Genomic DNA, 12,022 nt, shown 5'->3' with positions numbered 1-12,022 from the left:
AATAAACCAGTAAGCGATAAAATTGACTCCAGGATTTTATAAAAGGAGGTAGTTCGGTATCTTTAATTTTTTTATCCATTATTTACTTATCAGGTTTACAAATAAACGGTAAGCACCTGCAACGCCAGCAGGTAACTCTCTAAAGAATGATAAACCGGTATAAATAAATTTTCCTTTCCCATAAGAGGTCACTAAAAGTGCACCTGATGTTTGTTTCTCTCCAGTATCATTCATACCTAAAGGTTGTTCATATCGGCTATCGGCATTATCTGCGAAGTATAAACCTCTTTCTTGTATCCAGCCATCAAAATCTTTAGCAGATAATTTATTAGGGTAATTTAGCACTTTGCTTTTTGGTTTTAAGAAAAATACTTTGGCATTTTCCTCTGTAACCCTATCTCTTGTGATGTTAAAAGGATAAGGGCCGATTTCTGTAGTTAGCAAAGGTCTGTTAACATTATATTGTACCAATAAAGTACCACCATTTTCTATGTATTTAAGTAGGTTTTGTCTTGCAAATGGTAATTTTTCATTGGTATTAAATGCTCTTACTCCGGTTATAATAGCATCGTATGCAGATAAATCTCCGGTTAGCATTTCTTTTTCTGTAAGGATATTTACCTGATAACCTATTTGCTTTAACGATTCTGGTATTAAATCTCCGGCTCCGTTGATGTAGCCTATGAGTTTATTCCCAGTTGTTTTTATGTCTAGCTTGGTGAGTTTTACTTCGGCCTCAGAGAAATAACTTATGGCAGGGATATGCTCATATTTAATTTCATGATAAGCTTTTTGATAAGCCTCATTAGCAATTTGAGCTGTAAATTTTAGGGTTACACGCTCATCTGTTGTTGAAGGAGTTACTTTAAATATAAGGTTTAGCTCTTCTCCCATATTTTTGAAGTTAAAACTTTGCTTTTCCGGGCTTATTTTCCAGTTTTTAGGTAATTCAGGAATTAATTCGCCATTGAGGTTTTCTTTAAATGCTTTTAACCTTACGCGAATTTCTTTTTCACCTTGATTAGTGAAAAGCAATACTTTATCCTCCGGATTAATGGTTACAGGTGGTGCTATCACCAAAGGTTGATAAACCTCGCCCCTTACTTGGTCTGTATATTTGTAAATTACAGGAATTTCGTAGTCTAAACTGTAATTATTAAAGCTAAGTTTAACTTGTATAGTATGTGCTTTTGGTCCATCAGGTTGTAAGATATCTGCTTGTTTATTTAAAACATATTGCCCTATAGGATGCTGGTTAACCAACCAATAAGGTTGGGTAATTTTACTGATTTGGGTCTGACTTCTAGCGCTATATAGCTGATTGATATTCAAATCATCTGTTTTTTGGTTAAATGCAGTGATTTTTACATTTGGATATTGCGTAACAGCATTTAAATTAAACTCCACCGTAGTATTTTGTGCGTTAAGGGCTTGTTTAGCTTGTGCTTCTACCCAAGTTCCACTACAATGCAGAATAAGTTTTTTTACTTCCTCAAGTTTTATATCCTTGTAATGGCTATCAGGTAATGCAGCTATTTTTTGATGGAGTTTTATTAAATCCTCAACAATAAGCCCCGGCTTTTCTATATTAAATTTGTCTTGAATGCTTGTAATATCTTTAGCTATATCGGTTTTAATTTGAAGTCTGCCCCAGCTTAAATCTATTCCTTCAAATAAATCTTTTTGAGGAAGCTCGCCTTGCCAACTGCTAAAATATTCTAAGCTTGAGCCTCTTTGTCTGGCAGAACCAAAACCTTGACTTTTGTGCATCGATCTACTTTCGGCTGCAATTTCGCCATAGCCCTTTCCTAATAAATTGTTAAACAAGCCAACATCTATTTTTAATTGGTCATTGGCAGTTGTATTAGCCGAGCCAAAATTATAAGTGTTCCAAAGAATTCTTTTAGTTTGCCATACGCTTACTTCCCTTAGCTGTTCTGGAAACTGCTTTGGGTCTGCCGCAGCTTTAAAAGCCTCTTGAGCTAAAATAGATGATGCTTGATGGTGGCCATGGCCTGCTCTAGCATCATTAGGAAAACGGGTGATGATAACATCTGGTTTAAATTTTCTGATGATGTATACAACATCACCTAATATTTCTTTTTTATTCCAGATATTAAAAGTTTCATCGGCAGTTTTAGAAAAGCCAAAATCATTTGCTCTGGTAAAAAATTGGATGGCACCATCCGTTCTGCGGGCAGCTAATAGTTCCTGAGTTCTTATCAATCCTAATTCTTCAGATTGCTCATTACCGATAAGGTTTTGACCACCATCTCCTCTGGTTAAAGATAAATAAGCAGTTCTTACCAGCTTTTCTTTAGCTAAATAACTTAATAAGCGTGTGTTTTCATCATCAGGATGAGCGGCTATATATAAGACACTTCCCAAAACATCTAATTTTTTTAGATCGAGTTTAAGCTCTGCTGCATTGGGTAAAGCATTATTTTGGGCAAAAGTAAAATAAGGGAGCACTAAAAAATATAAGAGCAGGTTTCTAAGTTTCATGAGATTGATTTCTTTTAAACTTTAGCTAAGTAAAATAATAAATTTTTGCTTATGTGTTTCAAGAACAAAAAAATTACAAAACTCTTTCACCAAATTTTAAGAAAATTTTACTCGGTTAAAGATATTTAGATTTAATTCTTTAGATTAGGGCTTGCTAACCAATTTATCACTTTCAAAATGAAACTTAAAACAGGTATTTTATTACTATTCATGTTTGCAGCATTTGGGCAAACGATTGCCCAAAGTAAATGGGAGTCTTTATTTAATGGAAAAGACTTTAAAGGTTGGAAACAACTAAACGGTAAAGCTAAGTATGAAGTTAGAAATGGCGAGATTGTAGGGACTACAGTTTCTAATGAACCTAACTCTTTTATGGCAACCGAAAAAACTTATGGCGACTTTATTTTAGAATTAGAACTTCTTGTTGATAATAGCATGAATTCTGGCGTTCAATTTAGAAGTTTAAGTAAAGCAGACTATCGTGATGGTAGAGTTCATGGCTATCAAATGGAAATTGATCCATCCAGCAGAGCTTGGAGTGGTGGTATTTATGACGAAGGTAGACGAGGCTGGTTATATAACCTAGAACTAAATCCAGAAGGTAAGAAAGCTTTTAAACCGGGCGAATGGAATAAATATCGTATAGAAGCTATAGGTAATACGATAAGAACTTGGGTGAATGGTATCCCTACGGCTCATGTTGTAGATGCTGAAACCGCATCAGGTTTTATTGCACTGCAAGTGCATTCTATCAGGAAAGAAGAGACTCCGGGCAAAGAAATCAGATGGAGAAATATCAGAATACAAACTACCAATTTACAACCTTCTAAGCCGGATGGTATTTTTATCGCAAATTATATCCCAAATCATTTATCTCCTCAAGAAAAAGCTAAAGGTTATAGTTTGTTATTTGATGGTAAAAGTACTTCGCAATGGAGAGGCGCTTATAAAACCACTTTCCCAACTAAAGGATGGGAAGTTGTTGATGGCGAATTAAGAGTTAAAGACGCTGATGGAAGCGAGTCTACCAACGGTGGTGATATAGTTACTTTAAAAGAATATAGTGCTTTTGAGTTTCAGTTTGATTTTAAACTTTCTAAAGGTGCTAACAGTGGTGTAAAATATTTTGTTACAGAAAGCGAAGGTAATAAAGGCTCAGCCATTGGTCCTGAGTACCAGATTTTAGATGATGCTACACATCCTGATGCAAAATTAGGTAAAGATGGTAACCGTACATTGGGTTCTTTATATGATTTAATCACTTCTAAGAAAATACCAGCTGCACAAAAGGCAATAGGCGAGTGGAATAAAGGTATTATCAGGGTTTACCCAGATAATAGAGTAGAATATTGGTTAAATGGCCACAATATCCTTAATTATACCAGAGGCTCGGCAGAGTTCTTAAAATTGGTATCAGAAAGTAAGTATAAAGATTGGAAAAACTTTGGAATGGCACCTAAAGGAAGGATTCTATTACAAGACCATGGAAATGCAGTAGCATTTAGAAGCCTAAAAATTAAACAACTATAAACCTAAAGACATCAAAATAAAAATGAACTCACGTAGAAAATTTATAAAACAGTCTGCTATTGCAGCAGCCGGAACATATTTTGGAGCTATGGGCTTCAGTGCAAAAAGCTATGGTAGAATTTTAGGTGCTAACGATAGGGTACGTGTTGGTGCTGTAGGTTTTTCAGATCGTTTTAGAGATACTTTATTGCCATGTTTTCTAAATCATCATCAAGAATTAAATTTTGATATGGTAGCTGTTTCTGATTTATGGAGCTATAGAAGAAACTTAGGGGTAGAGCTTTTAAAATCTAAATTTAACCACGATATAAAAGGCTGTAGAAATAATGATGAATTGTATGCTATGAAAGATTTAGATGCTGTAATAGTAAGTACAGCAGATTTTCAGCATGCTTTACACGCTATTGAAGCTGTTAACGCTAAATGCGATGTTTATTGTGAAAAGCCTTTTGCAGAAACCATGGAAGATAATAGAGCGGCATTAAAAGCTATAAAGGCCTCTAAACAAATTATTCAAATTGGTTCTCAAAGAAGAAGTGGCGCTAATTATAAAGCTGCGGCTGATTTTATCCAACAGGGTAAATTTGGAGATATTACAATGGTAGAACTTACTTGGAATGTTAACCAGCCTGGTAGATGGCGCAGACCAGATTTAGTGGCTAAACTAAAACAAGAAGATACAGATTGGAAACGCTTTTTAATGAATCGTCCATTTGAAGAATGGGATCCTAGGAAATACTTAGAATACCGTTTATTCTGGCCTTATTCTTCGGGTATGCCTGGGCAGTGGATGTCGCACCAAATTGATACTGTACATTGGTTTACTGGCTTAATGTATCCAAGAAGTGTGGTTGCTAATGGAGGAATTTATCAGTGGAAAGACGGAAGAAGAAACTGGGATACCACAACCGCAGTTTTTGATTATGGTGATAAAGACATGAAGAAAGGTTTCCAAGTAGTATTTGGCTCTAGAATGCATAATGGAGACGAGCGTCCAGCTGAGATTTATTATTCTAATGGTGGCGAATTAAACTTAAATACCAATAAAATTTCTCCAAAAGGTGGTTTACAAGAAAAGCAAGCAGCTGCTATGGGCTTAAAGCCTAACCTGCTTCCTGAAATGAGTTTAACTAGTCAAGAGGAAAAGGTAGTTGCATCTGCTAATACAGGGGCAGATAGGTTAACTTCTAACCATATGCGTAATTGGATGGAGTGTATCCGTAGTAGAAAAGAAACTAATGCACCGGTGGAAGCTGGTTATTATCACTCTGTTGCTACTATCATGACAAATGCAGCGGTAAGAACTGGTTCTAAAGCAACGTTTGATGAAAAAACACAAGAAGTTATGGTTAATGGAAAAGTGTTTAAATATTAATAATACTTTTTCATAGCTATCGTTAATCATACTTAGAAATGCTAAGAAGAAATTTTATTAAGAAGACAGGTATAGTAACCGGAGGATTACTTATGCAGCGAGAGCTATTACATGCTTTTGCTGCAAATACTCCTTTAAAGGTTGCTGTAATAGGTTGTGGAGATAGGGGTAATGGTCTCATTCAAGTGATGCAGGAACTAAAAGAACAATTTAAAGTGACTGCTATCTGCGATACCTTAGATTTTAGACTAGCAGCTACGCAAAAGTTATTAGGTGGAGAAAAAATTGCTTCTTACAAAGATTATAAAAGGCTTTTAGCTGAAGCTGATGTACAAGCTGTACTTATTGCTACTTCTCTTAATGCACATTATGATATTGCTTTAGCGGCTTTAAAAGCAGGTAAGCATGTGTATTTAGAAAAAGCAATGACTTACAATATCTCACAAGCTTTAGATTTGGTAAAGGCTAAGGCTTTGCATCCAAATTTAACGTTACAAGTTGGGCATCAATACCGTTACACACCACTTTATTTTAAAGTGAAAGAGATGATTGATAAGGGCTACTTAGGTAAAGTAACGCAGATAGACTGTAGGTGGGATAGAAACTGGAATTGGCGTAGACCTGTACCTGAGCCATCTTTAGAAAGAAAAATCAATTGGCGTATGTACAAGGAGTATTCTGGTGGTTTAGCTGCAGAATTACTTTCTCACCAAATAGATTTTATCAATTGGGCTTTTGATACACACCCTACCGAAGTTTATGCCACAGGTGGTGTAGATTATTATAAAGACGGACGAGAGACGTTTGATAATGTGCAAGCAACTTTTAGATATGATAAAGATGGGATGATTGGTAATTACGGTGCTACCTGCGCTAATGCTAGAGATGGCTATTTGTTTAAATTAAAAGGCACTAAAGGCAGCGTTTCTTTATTGATGAATCAAGGAGTTTTTTATCCCGAAAAGGAAACAAAAGCAGAGTTAGAAACCGTTGATGGTGTTACCGGTGCTACAAAAATTGTTTGGAATAAAGACGGTGGAATACCTATTGAAGCTGATAAAAGTAAAGATGGAACTTGGTATGCCTTAAAAGATTTTTTTGATTGTATAGTAACTAAGAAAAATCCTCCGTCTAATGTTTTAACGGGTGCTACCACTGCTATCTGTGTACATTTAGCCAATGAAGCTATGTACAACAGAAAAATACAATACTGGCAAAAAGAATATGATGTATTTGCATAAAAAAAATCCTGCTTGTTACAAGCAGGATTTTTTTTTATCATGTTTTTTAGCAGGATATTTTCCCTACTCTATTAGCATGCCTGCCACCTTCAAATTCTGTAGCTAAGAAAGCATCAATAATTTGTTTAGCCAAATCAATAGAAATAAAACGCTCAGGAATACAAACAATATTAGCGTTGTTATGCGCTCTTGCAAGTTTTGCTAGTTCAACTTCCCAACAAATGGCAGCTCTTATTCCTTGGTGTTTATTAGCAGTTATGGCTACGCCATTAGCGCTACCACAAATTAAAATACCTAAATCATAAGCCCCACTTTCTACTGCATCTGCTGTAGGATGTGCAAAATCAGGATAATCTGCAGAATCTGATGAATAGGTACCAAAGTCTTTTACTTCTGTAATTTGGGGTAAGGAGTTTAAGTAAGGAATAATTTGTCCTTTATAATTAAAACCTGCGTGGTCTGCTCCTATGGCAATTTTCATATATTATTAATTTGCGTAAAACTCTTGTTCTTCTTTTAATCTCTTTTTATTAACCCTGCCAGATACGCCTATACTTATTTCATACAATAAAAATAGCGGGAAACTTACGGTCAACATGGTTAATATATCAGGTGTAGGCGTTACAATGGCGGCAATAATTAAAATTAAAACCACTGCATATCTTCTTTTTTCACGCATAAATTGCGGTGTCATGATACCTAGTTTAGATAAGATATAAATCACAATAGGTAACTCAAATACTACGCCACTACCTAAAGTTAACGTGGCTACAGATGATAAGTAGGAATCTATAGTGATGGTATTTTCTATAATTTCTGAAACAGTATAATTAGTTAAGAAGTTAACAGAAAGTGGGGCAATAATGTAGTAACCAAATAAAACTCCTATTAGAAATAGCATGCTAGCGTAGAAAACAAAACCACTGGCCGATTTACGCTCATTTTCATGTAATGCAGGTTTTACGAAACGCCATATCTCCCATAGCAAATAAGGAAAACCCAGAGTTATACCCATCAGTAAAGATGAGTTTAACTGTAACGTAAACTGCCCAGCCATTTCTGTATTGATAATTTTTCCAGGAATTTCAGTGATGCAAAAATCAGGGCCTAAATTAAAACGTTCTCCAATTTTACACATCATCTGGTAAGTCCAAAAATCAGGACGTTTTGGGCCCATGATGATGATGTCAAAAAGAAAATCATAGTAAGCGAAGGCAAGTATAGTTAAAATCACAATGGCTACAGCCGAGCGTATTAAGTGCCATCTTAAAACTTCAATATGATCAAAGAAAGACATTTCTGCCTCTATAGTTTTACCTTTCTGCTTAATAGCTTCAACTAAATCTTTTTTTCTCTCTTTTGCCATACGAAAACAAAAATACCATTCTGTTTTATAATCAGAATGGTATTTGTATAAATAAAAATTATTTAAATCTACTCAGAAAATTCAAAAGACTCCATAAACTTAGTAGTAAAGTTACCAGCTCTAAAATTAGGGTCTTTTAATAGTTTCAGGTGGAATGGTATTGTAGTTTTAATACCTTCAATTACAAATTCGCTTAAAGCTCTTTCCATGGTATTTAAAGCTTCTTCACGTGTTTGTGCCACGCAAATAATCTTAGCTATCATAGAGTCGTAATTCGGAGGAATAGTATAACCTGCATAAACGTGAGTATCTATTCTAACTCCATGTCCGCCTGGTGAGTGGAAATGTGTGATTTTACCAGGTGATGGTCTGAAATTATTGAATGGATCCTCTGCATTGATACGGCATTCAATTGCATGCATAGTTGGCTCATAAGATTTTCCTGAGATAGGAATACCTGCAGCAACTTTTATCTGTTCTTTAATTAAATCAAAATTGATAACTTCTTCTGTTACCGGGTGCTCTACCTGGATACGTGTATTCATCTCCATGAAGTAGAAATTACGGTGTTTATCAACCAAAAATTCTACAGTACCTGCGCCTTCATATTTTACCGCTTGTGCACCAGCGATAGCTGCTTTACCCATTCTTTCACGTAACTCTGGTGTCATGAATGGAGAAGGAGCCTCTTCAACTAATTTTTGGTGACGTCTTTGTATAGAGCAATCTCTTTCTGAAAGATGACAAACTTTTCCGTATTGGTCTCCAATAACTTGGATTTCAATGTGACGTGGGTCTTCTATATATTTTTCAAGATATAAACCATCGTTACCAAAAGCAGCACCTGATTCCTGACGGGCAGAATCCCAAGCTGGTTCAAATTCTTCATCATTCCAAACTACACGCATACCACGGCCACCACCGCCGGCAGTTGCTTTTAAGATAACCGGATAACCAATTTCATTAGCAGTTGCAATTCCTGATTTTAAATCGGCAACTAAACCTTCTGAACCTGGTATAGTAGGTACACCAGCATTTTTCATGGTTTCTTTTGCTGATGCTTTATCGCCCATACTATTAATCTGGTCTGCGGTTGCACCAATAAATTTGATACCATACTCGGCACATATAGCAGAAAATTTAGCATTTTCTGATAAAAATCCGTAACCTGGGTGTATAGCATCTGCATTGGTAACTTCGGCAGCAGAAATAATATTTGGGATATTTAAATATGAATCTTTACTTGGAGGTGGGCCAATACAAACAGCTTCATCAGCAAATCTTACGTGAAGGCTATCTCTATCTGCCGTAGAGTATACAGCAACAGTTTTAATGCCCATTTCTTTACATGTACGTATGATACGTAATGCTATTTCTCCACGATTGGCAATTAGTATTTTTTTAAACATGAGTATTCAATTTGTCGATAATCAATAAGTTAATTTTCTTCCAAAGGCAAATTCTTTCTTGCTTATTTGGACAAATTGATTAAATAGGTTCTACTAAGAATAAAGGTTGATCGTACTCAACAGGTTGTGCGTTTTCAACCAAAACTTTAACTATACGACCAGAAACTTCAGATTCTATTTCATTAAATAGTTTCATTGCTTCTATAATACAAACTACCTGACCAGCAGAAACCTCATCTCCTACATTTACAAAAGATGGTTTTTCTGGGTTTGATGAACGGTAGAAAGTACCAATCATTGGAGATTTTACAGTAATGTATTTTGAAGTATCATCACTAGCAACTGGTGCTGGAGCTGCTGCTGCCGGAGCTGCCGCTGCTGGAGCCGGAGCTGCCGCAGGAACCTGAGCTACAATTTGTTGCTGTGGTTGTGCAGCTACAAAAGTAGGCTCTTGATTGGTTTTTATTGTAATTTTAAAGTCTTGCTCTTCTATTGACACTTCATTCACACCTGATTTTGATACGAACTTGATCAGATCTTGAATTTGTTTAATATCCATTCCCATTGATATAGGTTTTTATTAGTGTTAAGTTTATTTAAAAAAAAATCTAATATAGTAATCTCTTATTTAAATTAAGCATTATATGCCCATTTCAAATATACCGAGCCCCAGGTGAAACCGCCTCCAAAGGCTGCTAATATCACATTATCGCCTTTTTTAAGTTTGCTTTCCCATTCCCATAAACATAAAGCTATGGTACCATTTGTAGTGTTTCCGTACTTTTCTATGTTAATCATAACTTTTTCAGGACCCACACCCATACGGTTTGCTGTAGCATCTATAATTCTTTTATTAGCTTGGTGAGGCACTAACCATGCAATGTCATCAGAGGTAAGGTTATTTTTTTCCATAATTTCTGCTGCAACATTGGCCATATTGGTAACTGCAAATTTAAAAACAGTTTGTCCTTCTTGGTAAGCGTAATGTTCTTTATTATCTATGGTTTCATAGCTAGCAGGTTTTAAAGAACCTCCTGCTTTTAGGTTTAAGAAGTTTCTTCCAGCACCATCACTTTTTAGGATAGAATCTATAATTCCTAATCCCTCGTCATTAGGTTCTAAAAGTGCGCATCCGCAACCATCTCCAAAAATGATACAGGTTGTACGGTCTTCGTAATTGATGATAGAAGACATTTTATCACCACCTACTACTAAAACTTTTTTGTGCTTGCCAGACTCAATAAACTGAGCTCCGGTAGATAAACCAAATATAAAACCAGAGCAAGCAGCTTGTAAATCATATCCCCAAGCGTTAACAGCACCAATTTTATCAGCTAAAATATTTGCTGTAGCTGGAAAAGGCATATCAGGGGTTGAGGTACAGAAAATAATTAAATCAATTTCTTCTGCTGATATTCCTCTCTTTTTTAGAAGACCTTCTACGGCAGGTACTGCCATATCTGAAGTTGCAAGGCCTTCTCCTTTTTGTATTCTTCTCTCTTTAATACCTGTACGGGTGGTAATCCATTCGTCGTTGGTATCAACCATGGTTTCCAGTTCCTGGTTTGTTAAAATATAATCAGGTACGTAACCATTAACTGCTGTTATAGCAGCATGAATTTTACTCATATTTTGGTGTTATTAGATTTAGTTGAAGGCAACTTTAAATTTGTCAATGATTTTTGTTTCAATCATATCTCTTGAAAGTAAAACCATATTTTTAATTGCTTCTGGGCTTGATATACCATGTCCGATGATAACCGGAGCATTAACGCCTAAAATAGGGCTACCTCCGTATTGTTCGTAGTTGAACCTATCAAAAAACTCGTCTTTCATGCCCTTTTTAAGCGTTAATACATAAAAAGATTCAGCAAGTTTTAAGACAACATTACCAGTAAAACCATCACAAACAATTACATCAGCTTTATCATTAAAGAGGTCTCTGCCTTCTATGTTACCAATGAAATTAAGCAATTCGGTTTCTTTCATGAGGGTATAACTGGCCTGTGTTAACAGATTACCTTTTTCTTCCTCTTCGCCAATATTCATTAATCCAACTTTTGCATTCGCAATATTATAGATATGCTCTGCATAAATGCTTCCTAGTATACCAAATTGTAATAAAGTATCTGGTTTGCAGTCTGCATTGGCACCAACATCTAACAAAATACCGCATCCACCTTTAACTTTAGGAACAATAGAGGCAATTGCAGGTCTGATAACTCCAGGAACTGTTTTAACGCTAAACATTGCGCCTACCAACATGGCACCGGTATTACCAGCAGAAGCAAAAGAGTCTATTTCTCCATCTTTCAAAAGAGAGAAACCTAAAGAAATGCTCGAATTTGGTTTTTGTACTATTGCTTTGGTTGGGTGTTCTCCCATACCAATTACCTCTGTTGTGTGGATAATTTGAAAGAGGTCTGGATTAAAATTATTATCCTTAAGAATGGGATCTATGAAAGTTCTATCTCCGATAAGAACTAACTTTTGGCCTTCTTTGAGTTGTTTATAAGCCTCAATGGCACCCAATACTGTTGCTTTGGGCGCATAATCGCCACCCATTATATCTAAGCCAATTTTCATAAGAATAATC

The 12,022-nt window shown here is 35.7% G+C and carries 10 protein-coding genes; 3 read left to right on the top strand and 7 right to left on the bottom strand.

Going from position 1 to position 12,022, the window contains the following annotated elements:
- Nucleotides 1–78: 78 nt before the first annotated feature.
- Entirely contained in the window at nt 79–2,505 is a 2,427-nt protein-coding gene (locus tag GJJ64_RS09090; RefSeq protein ID WP_154287488.1) for a PIG-L family deacetylase, read from the bottom strand.
- Between the two features lie 177 nt (nt 2,506–2,682).
- Here GJJ64_RS09090 and GJJ64_RS09085 point away from each other — a divergent pair, with 177 nt between their 5' ends.
- Genes GJJ64_RS09085 through GJJ64_RS09075 form a run of 3 tightly spaced genes read left to right on the top strand, consistent with a single transcriptional unit; the run spans nt 2,683 to nt 6,651 of the window.
- Entirely contained in the window at nt 2,683–4,035 is a 1,353-nt protein-coding gene (locus GJJ64_RS09085) for a 3-keto-disaccharide hydrolase (protein WP_154287487.1), read from the top strand.
- A gap of 22 nt (nt 4,036–4,057) precedes the next feature.
- On the top strand, nt 4,058–5,410 hold the full coding sequence (locus GJJ64_RS09080) for a Gfo/Idh/MocA family protein (protein ID WP_154287486.1): 1,353 nt from the start codon (nt 4,058–4,060) through the stop codon (nt 5,408–5,410).
- A gap of 38 nt (nt 5,411–5,448) precedes the next feature.
- On the top strand, nt 5,449–6,651 hold the full coding sequence (locus GJJ64_RS09075) for a Gfo/Idh/MocA family protein (RefSeq protein ID WP_154287485.1): 1,203 nt from the start codon (nt 5,449–5,451) through the stop codon (nt 6,649–6,651).
- A gap of 46 nt (nt 6,652–6,697) precedes the next feature.
- On the opposite strand, the gene rpiB is transcribed toward GJJ64_RS09075, so the two are convergent.
- The 6 genes from rpiB to plsX form a co-directional block, all read right to left on the bottom strand.
- Nucleotides 6,698–7,132: a ribose 5-phosphate isomerase B gene (gene rpiB / locus GJJ64_RS09070; protein WP_154287484.1), complete on the bottom strand. Its 435-nt coding sequence runs from the start codon at nt 7,130–7,132 to the stop codon at nt 6,698–6,700.
- 6 nt (nt 7,133–7,138) lie between these two features.
- Entirely contained in the window at nt 7,139–8,017 is an 879-nt protein-coding gene (gene tatC / locus GJJ64_RS09065) for a twin-arginine translocase subunit TatC (protein WP_154287483.1), read from the bottom strand.
- A gap of 68 nt (nt 8,018–8,085) precedes the next feature.
- Nucleotides 8,086–9,426 carry an acetyl-CoA carboxylase biotin carboxylase subunit gene (accC, locus tag GJJ64_RS09060; RefSeq protein WP_154287482.1) on the bottom strand — a complete coding sequence of 447 codons (1,341 nt, stop codon included), beginning with the start codon at nt 9,424–9,426 and terminating at the stop codon, nt 8,086–8,088.
- A gap of 79 nt (nt 9,427–9,505) precedes the next feature.
- Nucleotides 9,506–9,991 carry an acetyl-CoA carboxylase biotin carboxyl carrier protein gene (gene accB, locus GJJ64_RS09055; RefSeq protein WP_154287481.1) on the bottom strand — a complete coding sequence of 162 codons (486 nt, stop codon included), beginning with the start codon at nt 9,989–9,991 and terminating at the stop codon, nt 9,506–9,508.
- A 68-nt stretch (nt 9,992–10,059) separates the two neighbouring features.
- Nucleotides 10,060–11,055, bottom strand: coding sequence for a beta-ketoacyl-ACP synthase III (locus GJJ64_RS09050; RefSeq protein WP_154287480.1), 996 nt, complete (start codon nt 11,053–11,055; stop codon nt 10,060–10,062).
- A gap of 18 nt (nt 11,056–11,073) precedes the next feature.
- Complete coding sequence (gene plsX / locus GJJ64_RS09045) at nt 11,074–12,012, bottom strand: phosphate acyltransferase PlsX (RefSeq protein ID WP_154287479.1); 939 nt, start codon at nt 12,010–12,012, stop codon at nt 11,074–11,076.
- Nucleotides 12,013–12,022 lie beyond the last annotated feature (10 nt).

Origin of the sequence: Pedobacter puniceum (assembly GCF_009674685.1) — a bacterium.
GTDB classification, from domain to species: domain Bacteria; phylum Bacteroidota; class Bacteroidia; order Sphingobacteriales; family Sphingobacteriaceae; genus Pseudopedobacter; species Pseudopedobacter puniceum.
This window is presented reverse-complemented; position numbering and strand designations above follow the sequence as displayed.

What these genes read in the sequence shown, in the direction of transcription:
- GJJ64_RS09075 (WP_154287485.1), top strand. Translation starts at nt 5,449, where the DNA reads ATGCTAAGAAGAAATTTTATTAAGAAGACAGGTATAGTAACCGGAGGA.
- GJJ64_RS09090 (WP_154287488.1), bottom strand. Translation starts at nt 2,505, where the DNA reads ATGAAACTTAGAAACCTGCTCTTATATTTTTTAGTGCTCCCTTATTTT.
- rpiB (WP_154287484.1), bottom strand. Translation starts at nt 7,132, where the DNA reads ATGAAAATTGCCATAGGAGCAGACCACGCAGGTTTTAATTATAAAGGA.
- accC (WP_154287482.1), bottom strand. Translation starts at nt 9,426, where the DNA reads ATGTTTAAAAAAATACTAATTGCCAATCGTGGAGAAATAGCATTACGT.
- GJJ64_RS09080 (WP_154287486.1), top strand. Translation starts at nt 4,058, where the DNA reads ATGAACTCACGTAGAAAATTTATAAAACAGTCTGCTATTGCAGCAGCC.
- accB (WP_154287481.1), bottom strand. Translation starts at nt 9,991, where the DNA reads ATGGGAATGGATATTAAACAAATTCAAGATCTGATCAAGTTCGTATCA.
- plsX (WP_154287479.1), bottom strand. Translation starts at nt 12,012, where the DNA reads ATGAAAATTGGCTTAGATATAATGGGTGGCGATTATGCGCCCAAAGCA.
- tatC (WP_154287483.1), bottom strand. Translation starts at nt 8,017, where the DNA reads ATGGCAAAAGAGAGAAAAAAAGATTTAGTTGAAGCTATTAAGCAGAAA.
- GJJ64_RS09085 (WP_154287487.1), top strand. Translation starts at nt 2,683, where the DNA reads ATGAAACTTAAAACAGGTATTTTATTACTATTCATGTTTGCAGCATTT.
- GJJ64_RS09050 (WP_154287480.1), bottom strand. Translation starts at nt 11,055, where the DNA reads ATGAGTAAAATTCATGCTGCTATAACAGCAGTTAATGGTTACGTACCT.